Origin of the sequence: Fusobacterium perfoetens (genome assembly GCF_021531475.1) — a bacterium.
GTDB lineage: Bacteria > Fusobacteriota > Fusobacteriia > Fusobacteriales > Fusobacteriaceae > Fusobacterium_B.
The window spans coordinates 1-19,010 of the sequence record NZ_JADYTX010000041.1; the positions used below are offsets into that span (position 1 = coordinate 1).

Below are 19,010 nucleotides of genomic sequence, written 5' to 3' on the forward strand. Positions count from 1 at the left end.
CCATATAAAGTAAAAATATTAAATTAAACAATTTTTATCATAGAAAGTTAAGATTTACAGAAAACTCTTCACACCCTCAGAAAACTCTTCACACCCTCTAATAAATCAATTTTTCGCAATCTGTAGTAATTTTTAATCTTATATCTCTTAAACTTGCAACAGTCCTTTATTATTTTCTAATTTTGTCCTACTGGGTAGTATTTAAAAATCTCTCTTACAACTTTATCTTTTGTATGGATATTTCTCAAATCAAAATAGAAATTATCCCTCATTCTATCTTTAATTTTCTTCATATCCATCCCTCTAAATTGATTCCACTCAGTCATAAGTACAATACCATCTACATCATTTGCCATAGAATACTCATCATCACAATAGATAATATTTTTTTCACAATCTTCCAATCTCCACTTAGCCTCTTTCATTCCTTCTGGACAATAAGCATGGATTTTAGCCCCCAATTTTACAAGTCCTCTTATAATATCAATACTTGGAGCATCTCTCATATCATCTGTATCTGGTTTAAAAGAAAGTCCTAACACACCTATTGTTTTTCCCTTTACTCCTTGCATCTTATCTTCTATCTTTTCTATAACTTTTCTTTTTTGTTTTTCATTAGCATCGATAGCAGCTTGTATCACATACATGTCTTCACCATATTTTTTACCTATACTAACTATAGCTTTTGTGTCTTTTGGGAAACAAGACCCACCATATCCCGGTCCACAATGTAAAAATTTTGGTGAAATTCTTCCGTCCATACCCATTGAACGGGCTATCTCTTGAGTATTAGCCCCTACTTTTTCAGCTAATAATGCTATCTCGTTTATAAAAGAGATTTTAACAGCTAAAAAAGCATTTGAGGCATATTTTATAAGCTCAGCTGTTTCAAGATTTGTAAAAAGAAATGGAGTTTCATTGATAAATAACACGTCATAGACCTTTTTCATAATCTCACGAGCTTTCACAGAGTCTGTACCGATTACCACCCTATCAGGTCTTTGACAATCTCCCAAAGCTTTTCCTTCTCTCAAAAATTCAGGATTTGACACAATATCAAACTCTATTTTTTTCCCTCTTTTTTCAAGCTCTTTTTCTATTATTTCACTTACTTGTTTACCTGTTCCAACAGGGACAGTTGATTTATCAACGATAACCTTATATTCATTTATATATTTTCCAATATTTTCTGCCACTTGAAGTACATATTCCAAATCTGCTGAGCCGTCCTCATTAGCTGGAGTACCTACCGCTATAAATATAACTTGAGATTTTTCCACAGCATATTTTATATCAGTCGTAAACTCTATTCTTTTAGCTTTTTTATTTTTTAATATAACTTCCTTTAGCCCTGGCTCAAATATTGGTATTTTATCCTCGTTTAAATCCTTTATTCTCTCTTTGTTTACGTCCATACATATAACTTCAGCACCAAAATCAGCCATTACAGCCCCTTGAACCAATCCAACATACCCTGTTCCTATTATACTTATTTTCATTTTACATTACCTCATACCATTTCACAAATTTTCTGATTCCCTCTTCAAAAGTTACCTTTGGCTCATAACCTATAATCTCTTTTGCTTTTGAAATATCAGCAAAAGTTATGTCTACATCTCCACTTTGTCTAGGCATTTCCAAAATATTTGCTTTCTTACCTATGACTTTTTCTATAGTTTCTATCATCTCTTTAAGTGAAACTGTATGGGAGTTTCCAAGATTTAATATCTCATATATCCCTTTATTTTTCATAAGATAATTTATAGATTTTAAAATCCCTTGAACAATATCCCCTACATATGTATAATCCCTTGCAGTAGTTCCGTCCCCATACATTGTAAGTTCACTACCATTTTTTATAGCTTTTACAAATTTATGTATTGCTAAATCCTCTCTTTGTCTTTCTCCAAACACTGTAAAAAATCTTAGTTGAAACATATCAATTCCATAAAGACTATGGTAAGTATACCCTAAGATTTCGCCAGATTTTTTAGTTCCTGCATAGGGAGAGATTGGAAAATCCACAATATCTGTTTCCTTAAAAGGTACTTTTTTATTATTTCCATAGACTGAAGATGATGAGGCTTGAATAAACTTTTTAATCTCATATTTTTTACACATCTCAAGTATATTCATATACCCTTTTATATTGACATCTTCATAATCAAGAGGTCTCTCTATTGAGGAACGAACTCCTGCAAGTCCAGCTAGATTTATTACAAAATCTATCCCCTCATTTTTAAATATCTCCTCTATTTTCTTATCTCTTATATCTATGTAATATAGCTTGTATTTATCACTTAAAAATCTTTTAGAGCATCTATCTATCATCTCTTCTTTAGTCAAATTCTCTGTTAAAATATCTCTATATTCATCTAATTTTCCAAAACTTTCATAGACATTTCTTACTTTTGTTTTGTAGCTATAAAACTCATCAAAATTATCCACTATAACCACTTGAAAATCTTTTTTAAGTAACTCCTCACATAGATTAGAGCCAATAAATCCAGCTCCACCAGTAACCATTATTTTCATTATCTTACCTCTTTTCTCACCAAATAATAAATATCAACTACTTCATTCCTTTCATTTTCATAGGCTTTCCTAGAAACAACCTTGTATCTTTCTAAAACCTCATCAGTTGGAGCATTGAAAAATAACACTTCATCAGGTAATATATCCCCTTTTTTATATTCTTTTATAGTTTTCCCAACTCTCCATACATCTTCTATCCCAAAATTTACTGAATAAATCTCATATTTTGGTGGGTTGTTGTGTAACTCTCTCATATTAATTGTATTTGCTATCTCTACTCTTTTCTTTACATAACCTTTAGTTAATATCCTACCACTAGATATATTTACAAAAAGAAATAAAATCCCACTTATAATAATCAAATTCTTTAGGCTATTATCCTTTTTATACACTACAAATATTAAAATCTCTATAACCACATAGATAAAAGCCACATACATAGATATTATCCCTTTTAAAGCACCAAAACCTATAACTCCAAAAGTCCCAATCCATAAAATCCCTAAAAATATTTTATGGATATTTACAAGGTATTTCTCATCTTTGTTTAGCTTTTCAAATGTTGTGTTATATAGGTAATAAACTATATTCCCAATTCCTAGAGTAGACACCATAAATATAGGTATTCCATATCTTTTCTTTTTCATTTTTATTACTGAAAGGGCAATTATTACCAAAATCTGCCAAATAAACACAAACCTTGAATATTTTTTATCCTCGCTTATTCTTGCCACCCAATCTCTTTTATAAGTAGCCAGTGAAAATACAATCCACACACCCATATATATAAAATAGTCAAGATAATAAAATACAGATTTTACGTGAGAATTTGACCAAGTTCTCTCCTCTTTTTTTACAACTTGGAGAAGTATATCTCCATATTCCAAATAGATAAGAAACCACCAAAGTCCACCTACAACTATACTTACAAAGGCTGTTAGGATAATTTTTTTATAGTTTCTTCTATAATCCTCAAACCCATACACAAATATATATCCAATAAAAAATGGCAACATCAAACCATATATTCCAACAGGACCTTTGCTCATAAAACTAAGCCCAACAAATATACCACTTATCAAAAAGTTAACAAGGCTATCTCTTTTAAGTCCTCTTACAAAAAATAACACACCACCTAAAGCAAAAGCATAGGTATAGAAATCCCAACTATTTTCATTTCCGATTTTTATCATCATAAAAGTAGTCACTGCTACAAAACCTGATAAAAAACTAAGTCTACTATTTTTCGTAAGCTCCAAAACCAAAAAATATATAAATAATATAGTTATAACTCCTACAACTGCCACAGGTATTCTTAACACCCATTCATCTTGCACATTCCCTGTTATTTTCATTATAAAGGCTGTAAGATATGTCGGTAATGGTGGCTTTTCAAATCTTAAGTTTCCATTTAAGGTAGTTACTAGGTAATTTCCACTCTCCACCATTTCACGAGCAGTTATAAAGTTTCTAGCCTCCATAAGAGTGGCAGATCTTAAACCAAGATTGGTAAAAAAAGCTAATATTGATAAAAATTCTAGTATGATTACATTTGATTTTTCATTAATTTTCAATCATATCCCCCTCTTCTGTGGCTCTCCCTTTTTTCAAAAGATAGATATTTCTCGAATAAATAAGCACATTTGGAGCTTGACCAAGGATAAATACTGGGTCTTTTCTATATATTGCATAGGTAAGCAACAAAACACTTCCTCCTAGACTAAATATCCAAAATGAAAAAGGTATCACACTTCTTCCAGCTTTTTCACTGGCAATCCATTGGATAATAAATCTCATTGAAAATAACCCTTGCCCAATAAATCCAATCACAGCAAAAAAGTCCAGATTAATCATTATTTTCTTCTCCTTTTTCTATTACATATTTAAGTTTTCTTGTTTTCATCCATCTTACAGCAAAGGCATCTTTTAATCCTTTGAAAAGTCTATTGAACACTCCATATTTTGACACTCCAAACTCTCTATCATAGTGTCTTACAGGTACTTCTACCACCTTAAAACCATTTATTTTAGCTAAAGTTGGTAAAAATCTATGCATTCCCTCAAATAGATAAAAACTTTCCACCACTTTTTTTTTAAATAGCTTAAGAGGACAACCAGTATCTTTTATATCATCATTTGTTATAAAATTTCTAACTGTATTTCCAATAAATGATGATAGTTTTCTCATAAATCCATCTTCCCTTGTTTCACGTCTACCGTTTACCATATCATAATTATCTAAATATCCTAACAGAAGATACAAATCATTAGGGTCTGTTTGAAGGTCACTATCCATCATCAATACCAAATCCCCTGTACAATGTTTGAAACCTGCGTCAAGAGCTGCTGTTTGTCCATTATTTTTTGTAAAGTGCAATACTTTTAAATGTCCGTTTTTCTTTGCCTCTTCATCTAGTATCTCGTGACTTCCGTCTGTACTTCCATCATCTACCAAAACTATCTCATATGACTCAAAACCTTTTTTTACAGCTTCCTCCACTTTATCTATAAATCTTTTTATATTATCCTTTTCGTTATATATTGGTGCTACTACTGATATTCTCATTTTTATTTTTTCCTCCTAAAACTTTTTTTCATTTGCAGATGTATTTTAACTATCATTTATTAAGATATGGTTAAAATTTATAAAAATTTATTTTTGACTAATATTTTTTTCTAACGTCTAACTTTATATAAAAATATTTTTAGGAGTGTTACTATGAAAAAAATTTTAATCATTGAAGACGATGCAAAAATAAGGAGGTTTTTACAACTAGAGCTTGAACACGAAGGGTATCAAATAGATTTAGCAGAAAATGGAGAAGAGGGACTTTCTAAGGTACAAAAATTTTATTATGATATAATACTTTTAGATTTGATGTTGCCTCTTATATCTGGTGAGGAAGTTTGCAAAAAGATAAGAGGTGTGTCAGATGTGCCAATTATCGTTATCACAGCAAAAGATGATATTAGAAATAAGGTTGAACTTTTAGATATGGGAGCAGATGACTATATTACAAAACCTTTTAATATTGAGGAGCTTTTTGCAAGAATAAGGGTATCTCTACGTAATAAAAAAGATTTTAAAATAAAAAATACTCTTATATATGATAATTTAAAGATTGATCTCTCATCTAAAACTCTCTACAAAGATGAAGAACCTATTTCTCTTACAAAGACCGAGTACAACCTTATGGAGTTTTTTATGATTAATAAAGAGATCTGTGTCACAAGAGAAAAAGTCATTGAGGAGCTGTGGGGATTTGACTATGAGGGAGACGGTAAAATAATAGATGTGTACGTGAACTCCCTTAGAAAAAAAATAGATGATGTTACCCACAAATATATCCATACAGTTAGAGGATTTGGGTATATGCTTTCTAAAAAGGAGATTTTATGAAAAAGCTATCAGAGGAATTAAATAAAAGTTATAGACTGCTTATTATGATATTTTCCCTATCATTTGTAGGGCTTTTGCTTTTCTTCACTGTTTTTATGAGGAGTGTTTCCCATAATAATATCTATTCTGTATATAGTTTTATTGAATATGAAATGGGGGAGTTTGCTGAAGAATCTCTTGAAGTAGGTGATATTTCAAAACTTTTTTATGGAGCGATTGATGAAGCTCCAGATGTTCAAGGGCTAACTGTAGTATTTAAACATAAGGGCAAATTATATCCAAATGATATTCCAAAGGAATTTATAGATATTTTAGACAGTGACGATTTTTCTCCTGATGTTCAAGGAGTTGGGTTTTATCAGTATGATTTTCTTCACAAAAAATTTCAAATAGATAATATGGGACAAGTAGATTTACTTATAATAAAAGATCTTATAAATGAAAGGGCAATCCTTATAAATATTGTTCTTATATCATTTATTCTTATCAGTTTTACTATATTTTTGTCTGTATACATATCAAAGAAGTTTTATAAAAAGTTTATCTCATCACTTAGAGAGCTACAAGAAACAACAAACCAGATAGACTTGGACAATATTTCCCATAGTGTCGGAGCTAAAAGTGATTTTATTGAGTTTGCTAACGTTATGAACTCCTATGAAAATATGTTAGCTCGTCTTAAGGAACAGACTGAGGCTCAAATAGATTTTGTAAACAATGCCTCTCACGAATTAAAAACTCCTATTTTTATAATTGATGGGTATATAAATCTTATCAAACGTTGGGGTATAAATGATGAAAAAATATCTCGTGAGGCGATTGACTCCATAAGTGAGGAAACTAAAAATATGGATTCTTTGGTGAAAAAACTTCTATTCCTTGCAAAAGATAATAAATCCACTTTAGAAATAACTGATTTTTCTCTTGATAAGGTTATTAACGATATAGTAAATGATTTAAGGATTGTATATCCTAAACAAAGTATATTTTTTAACGCTAAAAATCATATTATAAAGTCTGATTACTACCTTATCAAACAGTTATTTTTTAATCTTATAGAAAATAGTATCAAATATGGTAGGGAAAATCCTATTGAAATTGATATAACCTCTAATAAAAATATAATAGTGGCGATTAAAGATGGGGGAGAGGGTATCAGTGAGGAAAATCTAAAACATATATATGATAAGTTCTTTAGAGTAGATAAAGCTAGAAGTAGAAATATAGGTAGTCACGGATTAGGGCTTTCTATTGTAAATAAAATAGCTAATATTCTTAATATAGATATTGAGATAAAAAGTAAGGTCGGTGTTGGCTCAACTTTTATAGTAACACTACCTACTCTTAATAAATAAAAAAAGACTTCTACCTTGCTTAAGGGCAGAATAAAAGCTCCCAAAAATTTGAGAGCTTTTGTTCTAAGCTTAAATAACACATTTATACCCCTCGGGGTGTTTACAACTATATTATAACTTAATTTTTCAAAAAAGTAAACCAAAAAACTTTTTATCTACCATATAATCTATTTAACTTCAAAACAAAACTTTTATCAATTTGATTTAGCTGGTCGCTAGTTATTCTATAACCCCAGTTCCCCTTTGCAAGTCCTGGTTTATTCATCTTAGTATCGCTACCAAATCCGCAAAGATCTTGAATAGGAACTACCACCAAATCAGCCACACTTTGCCATAGAGTTCTTATTATCGCTCTACAAGACTGACTATAATATCCACCTTTTCCCCAATCATTGCCCTCATAATTACAATACTCTAGAGCATAATTTCTCTCGTTTACATTAGCCTCCCAAAGCCAACCAAGTATAGTATTATTGTCGTGAGTTCCTGTATAAACAACTGTATTTTTTGTGTAGTTGTGAGGTAAGTGGATACTTTCGTCGCCGCTAAATCCAAACTGTATAACTCTCATTCCCGGGAAACCTGTTTCTTTCAAAAGATTACGAACATTATCGTCTATATCTCCCAAGTCCTCAGCTATTATTGAATTTCTATCTATTTTTTTTAGAACTTGGTTAAAGAAATCCATTCTAGGTCCTTCTACCCAGTGTCCCTCTTTGGCAGTTTTAGCATCACTTGGCACAGCCCAATAATCAGAGAATCCTCTAAAATGGTCTATCCTTACCATATCAAATATTTTTAAAGCATTCTCCAATCTTTTTATCCACCAACTAAATCTTCCTTTTTTCATAGCTTTCCAGTTATATAGAGGATTTCCCCAAAGTTGCCCCTCTTCTGAAAAATAATCTGGTGGAACACCTGAGATAAATTTAGGTTTTCTATCTTCGTCCAAATCAAAGAGATTTGAGTTTCCCCATACATCAGAGCTTTCCAAAGATACATAGATTGGAATATCCCCTATGATTTTTATCCCTTTTTGGTTTATTCTGGATTTTATCTCTTGCCACTGATTAAAAAACTCATATTGCAAAAAATCATAGAACATTATTTCATCTATATTTTCAGCTCTAAGCTTTTTCAAAGCCTCTGTTTCATGGAATTTCAAATCCTTATCTTCCCAATCATACCACTCTTTATTTTGATTTTTATCTCTAATTGTCATATAAAGCGAGAAATCATATAGCCAATATCTGTTTTCCTTTGCAAATTTTAAAATATTTTTTCTATACTCATCATCAATTCTTCCATAAGCTTTTCTAAAAAGTTCTATTCTTGTTTTGTTAAGCCATTCAAAATCCACTACATATGGATCACTTACCATATTAGCTTCAAGCTCCTCAAGAGTTAAAAGTCCTTTTTTATAAAGTGTTTCCAAATCTATAAACATAGGGTTTCCGGCAAAGGCAGAGAAACTTTTATATGGAGAGTTGCAAGAATCCACTGTCCCAAAAGGTAGAGTTTGCCAATATTTTACCCCCATACTTCTCAAAAATTCTGAAAATTTTACTGTTTCTTCTCCAAAGCTCCCAATCCCATATTTATTTGGCAAAGATGAAATGTGCAAAAGCACTCCACTAGAACGTTCCATAATATCCCCCTCTCTATTTTGTGCTATTTTTATAAATATTTCATTTTATTTTAATCTATTTTTAAAATATAATTTATGTTTGTTGCCCCTATTATAGCACGATTTTATTATTTTTTCATTTTTTTCTTCTGAATTTTAAACTGTATTTTCCTTTGAAAACTAAAGGTTTTTTTAGATTTTTCTCTTTTTATGAAAAAAATACTTGCAAAATTCTGTAAAATTTAGTATACTATCTCTTGTAGGTCGCATAGCTCAGTTGGGAGAGCACCTGCCTTACAAGCAGGGGGTCACAGGTTCAAGTCCTGTTGTGACCACCATTAAGTGGGGGTGTAGCTCAGTTGGTTAGAGCACTAGCCTGTCACGTTAGGGGTCGCGAGTTCGAGTCTCGTCACTCCCGCCATTTAGAATGGCCAGATAGCTCAGTCGGTAGAGCAGGGGACTGAAAATCCCCGTGTCGGTGGTTCGATTCCGCCTCTGGCCACCATTCAATTTTATAGAAGGCGATGTCGCCAAGTGGTAAGGCAGAGGTCTGCAAAATCTCCACCACCAGTTCGAATCTGGTCGTCGCCTCCAATTCGATAATTTAACTGTCTTTTATAAGACAGTTTTTTTATATATACTCTCTTTTATGGATATTTATATTTTCGGAGGAAATTTATGAAAAAAATCAGGGTCACTGTTCCAGAAGATATTTGGCGTATGATGAAAAATGATATAGAAGACTTTAAAATAAATAACAACAAACTTTGCAACTATATCTTAGAACAACTTAAGTATAAAAAAGAAATAGACATTGAAAAAGAGCTAGAAAGTCAAGGAAGACCTTTAAAAAAGATTATCCAATTTGATCTTAACGTTGCCAACCGTGAGATTTATTATGATGTCCTAAAAGATAATGGAGTAGATGTAGAAGCTGAGTTTTTTAGAGAACTTTTTGAGAGATACTGCTCAAAGTTTAAATATATAAGAGAGCTTTTTATATTCCAAGACACAGTTAGAAAAATCCTAGACGCTATAAAAGAAAAGAAAAAATTAAAATTAAAATATGGTACTAAACTTACTACTGTTGAGCCTTATTTTATAAAAAGGGACGAACAGGGAGATGAGAACTATCTTTTCTGTTACTGTGATACTGAAAAAACTTATTATAACTACAAATTAAAAGATTTAGAGGTTATATCTATCTTAGAAGAAAAGATAAAAGGTAAGGATAAAAAATACATAGATAATGTTAGAAAACGTTTTGACCCATTTTTAGGTAATGGAAACTTTGTAAAAGTAAGACTATCTGAAGAGGGGCAAAAACTTTTAAAAGGGCTTACTAACTACCGTCCAAGACTTGTGGAAAAAGATGAGGATATATATATATTTGAGGCATCTAATGAAAATGCTAAACTTTATTTTAGACAATTTTCAAAAGAGGCTATTATATTAGAGCCTGTGGAACTTCGTGAGGAGATGAAACAAGATTTCTTAGAGGCTTTAAAAAATTATTAATAAAAAGTAATAAACAATCTTTACACCCTGATACATACAATCTACGTATCAGGATTTTTTTAACAAAAAACCTGACTTACACATTATGTAAATCAGGTTATTTTTTTAATATCTGTTATAGCTTACAACCTCATCAAAATCTTTACGGATTTTTTTACGAGGTTCTGTCTTAGCTTTTGGATACCCAACTGTTATTATAAGTCTTACAACTACATCACTAGGGATTCCTAAAGATTTTTTTATTCTTTCTTGATTCATTGAACCTATCATACAAGTTCCAAGTCCCATAGCTGTCGCTTCATAACAAAGAGCCATACTTGCCATACCTATATCCATTTGAGCAAAGTGTTGAGAACCATAATGTTCTGCCACTCCTGGCATTAATTTTGCCTTTTCCTCACAGATAACTATAAATGCAGGTACTTTATCTCCCCAAGGACAACCATTTATATTTTCATCTTGAAAAGAATCTATTACTTTTTGACGAGCATCTTCCTCATCTATTATGATAAATTTCCAAGGTTGTGAATTGCACCCACTTGGTGAAAATCTTGCTACATCTACAAGATGAGTTAAATCTTCCCTTGATACTCTCTTTTCACTATACACACGACAGCTTTCACGAATCATCTGTAATTCTTCAAATTTCATAGTATCCCTCCTATTTCTTATATTCTGGAGCTATCTCCTCTATAAATTTTTCAAAAATATCTGCTGAAAGCTCAACAGTTTTAAAACATCTTTCTTCCTCTGTCTTATATCTCTCTTTTAGTATAGCACATTCACTTGTCCCAAGAACTTTTTCATAATCAGTTATTAATTTTGTACAAGCCTCGTGAAACAGCTCTTTTTCCATATGAATCATTCTACCAAGGATTGCTAAAGCTCCACATAATGCTCCACAAGTTCTTCCGCAACCCATTCCGCCACCAAAAGCTGTAACTACTTCTACTATACTTTCATCAAGTCCCAGATTATAATATTTGTTACTAGCTAAAAATAGTGATTCTGCACAGTTCAGCCCTCTTCCTAAATAATATTCCTTTGCAACATCTTTTAACATCTCATTCCCCTTTTATTTTTGAGTTTTTCCTATGGATATTATAGCAAATACCAAAAGCACTGCTCCCATAAATTGTTGTAATGTAAGAAGATTTCCATTGAAAATATAATCAAATACCACAGATGAAATTGGAAAAGCTAGCTCACATATTGTAGCCACACTTGCGTCAATATATCTTAGCCCTCTATAGTATATCATTATTGCCATACTACCACTTGTTAACATTATAGTTATAAATATTCCCCATTGATAAGGTGTCACTTGGGTAAAATATTTAAAATCTCCATTTAATAAAACAAATATAAAAGTTACAATACTCGTAAAGAAAAATCTTGTATAAAGTGCTGTTATAAATGATGAGTTAGTCAAAATTCTTTTCCCAAATACAGTGGAACTTCCAAAAGAAAATGCAGCTAAAAGTGCAAGTCCACAAGCAGGAAGTATATTATCACTTCCAGTTGAGTGAGGGAGAGCAAATTCAAAAGTCATCACATATCCACCAATCATTGCAAGAAGAGTTAAGAAACAAAAGTTTTTTCCAAGTTTTTCCTTAAGAATTAACCTTGCAAGAATCAGAGCAAATATAGGCTGACACTTTTGAAGTAAAGTTACCACTGTAAGGTGTTGAAAGTTTACCAAAAACAACGCCTTTACAATAGATAAAGTCCCCAAACTTCCACCAAATAAAGCTATACAAAAATAATAAAAAAGATCTTTTTTAGGAAGAGCCACTATATTCTTCATCTCTCTCTTACCAAAAAGAAAGCTCATAAAAACAAAGGGAACAAAATGAAGTATAAACACTACAAAAGGAACTCCCAATTTAAAAAGTCTTGGAGTAAGTACTATCCCGTCTAGTCCCCAAAGAGAGGCTGCAAAACACACAAGCCCAGCTCCTAGATATTTTTTATTTACATTTTCCAATTTTTTCTCCTTCTATCTTCTAAAATAAACTAATTTGGTTTGTTTCACTTAAGTCTTTTACTGCATTAAGTGATTTTAGTTTTTCCAAAACAGTTGAAGACATCTTTGTTCTTCTTTTCAAGTCTTCATAAGATATAAATTTATCTATATTTCTTTCATTTAAAATATTATCTACAACACTTGCTCCAAGTCCAGCTATTCCCATAAGTGGTACTCTTACTTTACCATCTTCAACAGTAAATCTAAATCCTTCAGATTTATAAAGGTCAATTCCTAAAAATTCAAATCCTCTAGCATACATCTCCACTACTATTTCACAGATTGCCACTTGAGTTTTCTTCTTAACATCAAGTTTTGGCTCTTTTGAGAGCTCAGCTAGTTTTGCTTTTGCAAGGTCTTTATTACCCATTATTTCAAAATCAAAATCCTCTATCTTACGTGTTAAGTAAGCTGCATAAAAAGCTAGTGGATAGTGGATTTTAAAATATGCTATTCTCATTGCCATCATAACATAAGCTGTGGCGTGTCCCTTAGGGAACATATATTTTATTCTTTTACAAGATTCAATATACCACTCTTTTACATTTTTTTCTTTCATCATATCAGAGTATTTTTCCCACTGCTCCGGCTCTTTAGATGGCTTACCTTTTCTTACGAACTCCATTATCTTAAATGCCACACCTTTTTCCATTCCGTTATCAATTAGGTAGTTCATTATGTCGTCCCTTACTGTTATAACTTCTGAAAGAGTGGCTGTCCCTTGTCTTATAAATTCTTGGGCATTGTTTAGCCAAACGTCTGTACCGTGAGAAAGCCCAGATATTCTTACAAGCTCAGCAAATGTTTTAGGCAAAGTATCCTCTAGCATCTGTCTTACAAATCCTGTTCCAAACTCTGGTACTCCATAAGTTCCTACAACAGAACCGATGTCTTCAGGAGTTACCCCAAGTATTTCAGTTCCTGAGAAAATTTTCAAAGTATCTGGGTCAGCTATTGGTATATCATAGACATTTACCCCAGTGTATTCTTGTAAAAGTTTTATTGTTGTAGGGTCGTCGTGTCCTAGTATATCAAGTTTTACTAGCTGTTCGTCCATAACGTGATAATCAAAATGTGTTGTGATTGAATCATTTGTTACATCATTTGCAGGGTGTTGTATAGGACAGAAATCAAATACCTCTTTATATTTTGGTACGATTACCATTCCTCCCGGGTGTTGCCCTGTTGTCTTTTTAGCTCCCTCTACTCTTGAGGCTTTTCTTATTATTTCAGCCTTAGATATATTCAAATGGTGATCCTCATAGTATTTTTTTACATAACCAATGGCGTTTTTATCAGCCAGTGTTGATATTGTACCAGCTTTAAATACGTTTGATTTTCCGAAAAGCTCCTCACAATATCTGTGAATTTCTGATTGATATTCCCCTGAAAAGTTAAGGTCAATATCTGGTACTTTATCCCCATTAAATCCCATAAATACTTCAAATGGTATTGAGTGTCCATCTCTTTTAAGTGGTCTTCCACATTTTGGGCAGATTTTTTCTGGAAGGTCAACTCCAGCTCCCTCTCTTTCTATAAACTCAGAATATTTACACTCCTCGTTTGTACAGATATAGTGTGGATAAAGAGCATTAACCTCAGTAATTCCCATCATAAAAGCAACAAGTGATGAACCAACAGACCCCCTTGATCCAACCAAGTATCCATTATCTAGGGATTTTTTTACAAGTTTTTGAGCTGATAGATATAAAACTGAGAATCCGTGACCGATAATAGCCGTTAACTCTCTTTCAAGTCTTGCCTCAACTATTTTTGGAAGTGGATTACCATATATTTCATAAGCTCTTGTATATGTCATATCCCTTACTATATCTTCAGCATTATCAAGCTCAGGTGGGAAGAATCCGTCTGGGATAGGTTGAATTTTTTCTATCTCATCGGATATTTTATTTGTATTAGTTATTACTATTTCGTGAGCTATCTCCTCACCTAAATATGAAAATTCTTTTAAAACTTCATCAGTAGTTCTAAAATAAAATCCATTATCTATTGTATATTGTCTTTCGTTAAATACATTTCCACTACCATAAAGCAAGATACTTCTTATATCTTTTTCCTCTCTATCAAGATAGTGTACATTTGAACTAGCTGTTACAAGCTTTCCGTGAGATTTAGCCACTTGATAAAGATACCTATTCATCTCTTCGATAGCTTTATATGAGCTAATTCTATTTGTTCCATCTTCTTCTATAAATTCATTATAATTTTCTTTTGGAAGAAGTTCCACATAATCATAAAAATCTATGGCACTTTCTAGTCCTTTAAAGTTCCAATCAAGATAATTAAGAGCAAGTTCCCCAGTATTCATAAAATGAACTGTGTTACAAGCTCCTATAAATAATCCCTCTCTAAAGTTTTCTATCTCACTTTTCTTAACTCTCGCTTTTTTATTACCAAAGTTATCCTTATGAGCAAAAGAAACTAATTTATAAATATTTTTTAAACCTGTTTGGTTTTTAGCAAGGACTAAAATATTTATTGTATCTTGTTTTTGAATATTTATTGGGAAAGCTGTATTTAAATCCTCTAGTTTTTTAGCTCCCTTTTCAAAATATCTATCTAAGAAAATTTTAAACATTCCTGCAGTAGCTTGTGAGTCATCAACTGCTCTATGGTGGCTTTCTAATGCTACTCCTAATTTTTTAGTTAGTGGTCCAAGTCCATAACTTTTAAATTCAGGTAACACATCTCTTGCCATTTGAAGTGTATCTATAACACTTGGATCATAATCAATCCCTAAAACTTTTTTGCAGTCACGTCTTATAAAACTCATATCAAATTTTGCATTATGAGCTACCATTGTGGCATCTCCCACAAATTCCATAAATTTTGGAAGAACGTCCTCAATAAATCCAGCATTTTCAAGCATACCGTCGTTTATATTAGTCAGATTTTTTATTTTTTCAGGTACTCTGTTTCTAGGTTTTACAAATTCTGAGAACTTATCTACTATACGAGTTCCCTGCATCTTTATAGCACCTATCTCTATTATTTCGTGTTCGTGGGAATTAAGACCTGTTGTTTCCAAGTCAAATACCACAAATGTTTCTTCCTCTATATTAATATCTTTAGGTTTTGTAATCATAGGTTTTGAATCATCTACCATATACATTTCACAACCTAAGATAACTTTAAAATTCTCATCTTTTTTAGTTTGTTTATAGGCAAATGGGAAAGTATGGACAACTGAATAATCTGTTATTGCAAGACTAGTTTGTCCATAAGATTTGGCTCTTTTGATAAGATCTCCTATCTCAGTAACTCCAACCATTTCACTCATTTTACTATGAGTGTGTAACTCTACCATTTTTTCTTCTGAAGTATCTACTTTTAGCGTTTTCTCTCTTTCAATTTTATTTAGAGATGAGATTATAAGGACTTCTTCGTTGTCACTAAAGGTATCTATCTGTTTTTTTCCACTTACTCTTATAAACTCCCCAACTTTTACCTCTAAATTATCATCTGGTTTAACAAACATCTTTGTTGTAACAGAGTTTTTATTATCTGTTATCCTCATAATATAAAGGAAGTTACCAGTCTTTAACTCTTTTTTCTCAAAATTAAATACCTCTCCCTCTAGTACACATACATCATTATCATAGATATCTGCAAACTCATCTATTGAAATTGGAGTTCCCTTAATCTCTTTAGTTTTTCTAGCTGAAACAGCATTATATTTTTTCTCCCCTTGAGGTTTATCCTCTTTTGGTGCTTGAGAGGCTTTTTGATTTTCTGTATCTATTTTTTGACTAAGGGTTATTATAGTATTTTCTTTCTCTTTTTCTATCTCCTCTATCTCTTTGGCAAAGTCCCCAGCCACAAAGGATACCTTAAAATCATTTATCCCATACTCAGATAAAAGTGATTCTATTTTTAGATTTATTTTTGATTCATATAGAGTTTCGATAGCCATATCATTTTTAAGCTCGATAAATATATTTTTTTCATCAATTCTCACTCTATACAAAAATAGAAATGATTTTGAAACAGCATTCTTAAGTTTTAATTTTTCAATAGCTTTCTCTACTATTTCACTTAAAATTTTTTGAGTTATTTGAAGATTTTCATATTCAATAGAAAATTCAACAGAAAGACTATCTCCGAACTTCTTATGCAGATCCTCACAGACAATATCTGTTTCACACAAGCAAGTTGGGTCTTTTAGCTGACAACTAATTTTTAATTTTTTATATAAATCCTCATATATTATCTCTTTTACCATTAGATTTTTTGCACCAATGTGATGAAAAAAATCTGGCTTGGTAGAAACCCTTGTCTTCCTGCTCATCTTTTCCCCTCTTCCTTACACAAAAAATTAATTTTCTCCAAAAATTCTATCTAAAATAATAGCCACAGCAGCTCTTACTGATAGGTGGTTATATTTTGTAGTTCCTCTGATTGGCTCTAGTATAAAGTCTGACATATCCATTACTTCTTGGATAAGTCCCCAACCAGTTCCAAATAAAAATAGATATGGTTTGTCATCATTAAATATTTTTTCAGAAAGCCCTTTATAGCTTATTGAGTTTGGGAAAGTATGAGCTGATGTTGTGATAATCACTGGTTTTTGCCCCTCTCTTTCTTCAATATCTTTTATAGCTTGTTCTATTGATACTTTTACTCTTGTATTTACAAAAGCTGATTCTCTATCTTTATTGTATTCTCCACCACTTCCATCTTGCCAATACCCTATAATTCTTTCAGTAAGTTGTTTTTGTGCATCAAGTGGCACTATTAAATCATACTCTTTTATATTATAAGTTCTACAACTTCTTGATATATCGTGAATATCAAAGTTTGTAACAGAAGTACAAACTACACTTTTATTTTTATTATATACTGGATAGTGAACTAATCCTAAATAAACTTTATCTCTCACTTTCTTCATCTCCTAATTTTTTATCTTCTTGCTCTTTTAATTCTTTTAACATCTCATTAAAAAGTTTCTTTTCTGTTTTGTCAAACTCCCTACCTTCTAAAAGGTCAGGTCTTCTCAGATATGTTCTCTTAAGGCTCTCCTTTATTCTCCACTCTCTTATTTTTTTGTGGTTTCCTGACATCAATACTTCTGGCACTTTTAGCCCCTCGTATTCAGCAGGTCTTGTATATTGTGGAAAGTCCAAAAGCCCATTAAAAAAAGAATCGTTTTCATAGGACTCTTTTGTAATTACCCCGGGGATTAAACGAGAGATAGCATCAACCATTACCATTGCAGGAAGTTCCCCACCTGTTAGTACAAAATCTCCAATTGATATTTCCATATCAACTTTTTCTTCTACTACCCTTTCATCTATCCCCTCATAGTGTCCAGCTATTATTGTTATCTCCTCTTCCTTTCCAAGTTCTATTGCTAACTTTTGATTAAAAGTTACCCCTTGAGGAGAGGTATATATAACTTTTCCACCTACTGTTTCTAAAGCACGAAAAAGAGGTTCTGGTTTCATAACCATTCCCCCTTCTCCTCCATAAGGGATATCATCTGCCTGTTTATGTTTATCAAAGCAAAAATCCCTAATATTTATAATGTTAATATCTATAAGATTATTTTTAATAGCTTTTCCTATGATACTTTGAGTTTTAAAACCTTGAAACAATTCTGGAAATAAAGTTAAAATATTTATTTTCAATTTTAAACCTCGTTTCTTTTATTTTTGTTTATATACATTATTTATTTTCTTCTTTTGATTTATCTTCTAACATACCTTCCCAAAGGTCAACTGTTATCTTTCTTCCATCAAAATCTATATCTTTTACAAAGTTCTCAAGATTTGGAATCATAGCCTCTGTGTTTTCAGTTTCCACAACTAAAATTTCGTGAGCTGCTGTATCAAATACCTCTGTTACTTTTCCTATATTTTGTCCTTCTAAAGTTACAACTTCCATTCCAAGTAAATCTTGTAATAGATATTCGTCTTCTTCAAGACCTAGTACCATTCTATTAACTTTTATAACAGAGTTTTGAAGTAAATTCCCTTGAGTTTTATTTTCTATCTCATCAAATTCAAGGATTACTTTATCTCCAACTAATGGAGAAACTTTTTTTACTGTGAATACACATCTTTCTCCATTTGGTTTTTCGACAAGGACTTTTTCTCCAACAAGCCCCTCTTCGTCACCAATATTTATATTAGCTTTTAAAGCTCCTTTTAAGTGATGAGTACCTGTGATTTTTCCTATTATAACTAACTCTTCCATAACTCACCTAGTCTAAAAACTCTACGTTTACGTTTAATTTATCTTTTACTCCAGCTCCTTGCATAACTCCTCTTATTGCATTAGCTGTAAGTCCATTTTTACCGATAACTCTTCCCATTTCTCCTTCAGCTACGTTTACTTTGAAGATAACAGTATCATCTATTACCTCGTAAGTTATTCTTATAGCTTCTTCAGTTTCAACTAATCCTTTTAAAATATATTTTAAAAGATTTTCTAATCTTTCCATAATCTTCCTCCTCGTATAATATTTATATAATAATTTTTTAATTATTAAGCTATTTTAATTTTTATGTAATATACTGTTATTAGATA

General features: G+C 31.7%; 17 protein-coding genes and 4 tRNA genes. 7 read left to right on the forward strand and 14 right to left on the reverse strand.

Annotated features, from left to right (window positions below; translation table 11 throughout):
• Positions 1–176 precede the first annotated feature (176 nt).
• The 5 genes from I6E15_RS08655 to I6E15_RS08675 are packed head-to-tail and all read right to left on the reverse strand — an operon-like array spanning position 177 to position 5,101.
• Positions 177–1,499 carry a UDP-glucose dehydrogenase family protein gene (locus I6E15_RS08655; protein ID WP_235247415.1) on the reverse strand — a complete coding sequence of 441 codons (1,323 nt, stop codon included), beginning with the start codon at positions 1,497–1,499 and terminating at the stop codon, positions 177–179.
• A gap of 1 nt (position 1,500) precedes the next feature.
• On the reverse strand, positions 1,501–2,535 hold the full coding sequence (locus I6E15_RS08660; protein WP_235247416.1) for a GDP-mannose 4,6-dehydratase: 1,035 nt from the start codon (positions 2,533–2,535) through the stop codon (positions 1,501–1,503).
• Positions 2,535–4,109, reverse strand: a complete 1,575-nt coding sequence (locus tag I6E15_RS08665; RefSeq protein WP_235247417.1) for an ArnT family glycosyltransferase — start codon at positions 4,107–4,109, stop codon at positions 2,535–2,537. Before I6E15_RS08665 ends, I6E15_RS08660 begins: the two co-directional genes overlap by 1 nt.
• On the reverse strand, positions 4,099–4,389 hold the full coding sequence (locus I6E15_RS08670) for a lipid-A-disaccharide synthase N-terminal domain-containing protein (protein WP_235247418.1): 291 nt from the start codon (positions 4,387–4,389) through the stop codon (positions 4,099–4,101). Before I6E15_RS08670 ends, I6E15_RS08665 begins: the two co-directional genes overlap by 11 nt.
• Positions 4,382–5,101, reverse strand: coding sequence for a glycosyltransferase family 2 protein (locus I6E15_RS08675; protein ID WP_177161137.1), 720 nt, complete (start codon positions 5,099–5,101; stop codon positions 4,382–4,384). Before I6E15_RS08675 ends, I6E15_RS08670 begins: the two co-directional genes overlap by 8 nt.
• Positions 5,102–5,254: 153 nt before the next feature.
• Here I6E15_RS08675 and I6E15_RS08680 point away from each other — a divergent pair, with 153 nt between their 5' ends.
• Positions 5,255–5,935, forward strand: coding sequence for a response regulator transcription factor (locus tag I6E15_RS08680; RefSeq protein WP_235247419.1), 681 nt, complete (start codon positions 5,255–5,257; stop codon positions 5,933–5,935).
• On the forward strand, positions 5,932–7,290 hold the full coding sequence (locus tag I6E15_RS08685) for a sensor histidine kinase (protein WP_235247420.1): 1,359 nt from the start codon (positions 5,932–5,934) through the stop codon (positions 7,288–7,290). The genes I6E15_RS08680 and I6E15_RS08685 overlap by 4 nt, the downstream gene beginning before the upstream one ends.
• Before the next feature lie 151 nt (positions 7,291–7,441).
• Here I6E15_RS08685 and malQ read toward each other — a convergent pair whose 3' ends face one another.
• Positions 7,442–8,938, reverse strand: a complete 1,497-nt coding sequence (gene malQ, locus I6E15_RS08690) for a 4-alpha-glucanotransferase (protein ID WP_235247421.1) — start codon at positions 8,936–8,938, stop codon at positions 7,442–7,444.
• A 241-nt stretch (positions 8,939–9,179) separates the two neighbouring features.
• Between malQ and I6E15_RS08695 the strand changes: the two genes are divergently transcribed.
• The 5 genes from I6E15_RS08695 to I6E15_RS08715 all read left to right on the forward strand — a co-directional run bounded on the left by I6E15_RS08695 (position 9,180) and on the right by I6E15_RS08715 (position 10,435).
• A tRNA-Val gene (locus I6E15_RS08695) sits at positions 9,180–9,255 on the forward strand.
• Positions 9,256–9,261: 6 nt separating this feature from the next.
• A tRNA-Asp gene (locus I6E15_RS08700) sits at positions 9,262–9,338 on the forward strand.
• 8 nt (positions 9,339–9,346) lie between these two features.
• Positions 9,347–9,422 (forward strand) — tRNA-Phe (locus tag I6E15_RS08705).
• A gap of 15 nt (positions 9,423–9,437) precedes the next feature.
• Positions 9,438–9,511 (forward strand) — tRNA-Cys (locus I6E15_RS08710).
• Between the two features lie 84 nt (positions 9,512–9,595).
• Positions 9,596–10,435 carry a WYL domain-containing protein gene (locus I6E15_RS08715; protein ID WP_177160484.1) on the forward strand — a complete coding sequence of 280 codons (840 nt, stop codon included), beginning with the start codon at positions 9,596–9,598 and terminating at the stop codon, positions 10,433–10,435.
• A 105-nt stretch (positions 10,436–10,540) separates the two neighbouring features.
• Here I6E15_RS08715 and I6E15_RS08720 read toward each other — a convergent pair whose 3' ends face one another.
• From I6E15_RS08720 to I6E15_RS08755, 8 genes are read right to left on the reverse strand one after another with little or no spacing between them, the layout of a single operon-like run.
• On the reverse strand, positions 10,541–11,086 hold the full coding sequence (locus tag I6E15_RS08720) for a nitroreductase family protein (protein ID WP_235247422.1): 546 nt from the start codon (positions 11,084–11,086) through the stop codon (positions 10,541–10,543).
• 10 nt (positions 11,087–11,096) lie between these two features.
• Positions 11,097–11,498, reverse strand: a complete 402-nt coding sequence (locus I6E15_RS08725; RefSeq protein WP_235247423.1) for a C-GCAxxG-C-C family (seleno)protein — start codon at positions 11,496–11,498, stop codon at positions 11,097–11,099.
• A gap of 12 nt (positions 11,499–11,510) precedes the next feature.
• Entirely contained in the window at positions 11,511–12,422 is a 912-nt protein-coding gene (locus I6E15_RS08730; protein WP_235247424.1) for a DMT family transporter, read from the reverse strand.
• Between the two features lie 19 nt (positions 12,423–12,441).
• A complete protein-coding gene (locus tag I6E15_RS08735; RefSeq protein ID WP_235247425.1) occupies positions 12,442–16,770 on the reverse strand; it encodes a PolC-type DNA polymerase III in 4,329 nt (1,442 codons plus the stop codon).
• A 27-nt stretch (positions 16,771–16,797) separates the two neighbouring features.
• Positions 16,798–17,361, reverse strand: a complete 564-nt coding sequence (locus tag I6E15_RS08740; RefSeq protein WP_177160489.1) for an RNA methyltransferase — start codon at positions 17,359–17,361, stop codon at positions 16,798–16,800.
• Positions 17,351–18,109 carry a tRNA (guanosine(37)-N1)-methyltransferase TrmD gene (gene trmD, locus I6E15_RS08745; protein ID WP_235247426.1) on the reverse strand — a complete coding sequence of 253 codons (759 nt, stop codon included), beginning with the start codon at positions 18,107–18,109 and terminating at the stop codon, positions 17,351–17,353. Before trmD ends, I6E15_RS08740 begins: the two co-directional genes overlap by 11 nt.
• Before the next feature lie 37 nt (positions 18,110–18,146).
• A complete protein-coding gene (rimM, locus tag I6E15_RS08750) occupies positions 18,147–18,677 on the reverse strand; it encodes a ribosome maturation factor RimM (RefSeq protein WP_235247427.1) in 531 nt (176 codons plus the stop codon).
• A gap of 7 nt (positions 18,678–18,684) precedes the next feature.
• Positions 18,685–18,924, reverse strand: coding sequence for a KH domain-containing protein (locus tag I6E15_RS08755; protein ID WP_177160492.1), 240 nt, complete (start codon positions 18,922–18,924; stop codon positions 18,685–18,687).
• Positions 18,925–19,010 lie beyond the last annotated feature (86 nt).

What these genes read in the sequence shown, in the direction of transcription:
- I6E15_RS08655 (WP_235247415.1), bottom strand. Translation starts at nt 1,499, where the DNA reads ATGAAAATAAGTATAATAGGAACAGGGTATGTTGGATTGGTTCAAGGG.
- I6E15_RS08660 (WP_235247416.1), bottom strand. Translation starts at nt 2,535, where the DNA reads ATGAAAATAATGGTTACTGGTGGAGCTGGATTTATTGGCTCTAATCTA.
- I6E15_RS08670 (WP_235247418.1), bottom strand. Translation starts at nt 4,389, where the DNA reads ATGATTAATCTGGACTTTTTTGCTGTGATTGGATTTATTGGGCAAGGG.
- I6E15_RS08675 (WP_177161137.1), bottom strand. Translation starts at nt 5,101, where the DNA reads ATGAGAATATCAGTAGTAGCACCAATATATAACGAAAAGGATAATATA.
- I6E15_RS08680 (WP_235247419.1), top strand. Translation starts at nt 5,255, where the DNA reads ATGAAAAAAATTTTAATCATTGAAGACGATGCAAAAATAAGGAGGTTT.
- I6E15_RS08685 (WP_235247420.1), top strand. Translation starts at nt 5,932, where the DNA reads ATGAAAAAGCTATCAGAGGAATTAAATAAAAGTTATAGACTGCTTATT.
- malQ (WP_235247421.1), bottom strand. Translation starts at nt 8,938, where the DNA reads ATGGAACGTTCTAGTGGAGTGCTTTTGCACATTTCATCTTTGCCAAAT.
- I6E15_RS08715 (WP_177160484.1), top strand. Translation starts at nt 9,596, where the DNA reads ATGAAAAAAATCAGGGTCACTGTTCCAGAAGATATTTGGCGTATGATG.
- I6E15_RS08720 (WP_235247422.1), bottom strand. Translation starts at nt 11,086, where the DNA reads ATGAAATTTGAAGAATTACAGATGATTCGTGAAAGCTGTCGTGTGTAT.
- I6E15_RS08725 (WP_235247423.1), bottom strand. Translation starts at nt 11,498, where the DNA reads ATGTTAAAAGATGTTGCAAAGGAATATTATTTAGGAAGAGGGCTGAAC.
- I6E15_RS08735 (WP_235247425.1), bottom strand. Translation starts at nt 16,770, where the DNA reads ATGAGCAGGAAGACAAGGGTTTCTACCAAGCCAGATTTTTTTCATCAC.
- rimM (WP_235247427.1), bottom strand. Translation starts at nt 18,677, where the DNA reads ATGGAAGAGTTAGTTATAATAGGAAAAATCACAGGTACTCATCACTTA.
- I6E15_RS08755 (WP_177160492.1), bottom strand. Translation starts at nt 18,924, where the DNA reads ATGGAAAGATTAGAAAATCTTTTAAAATATATTTTAAAAGGATTAGTT.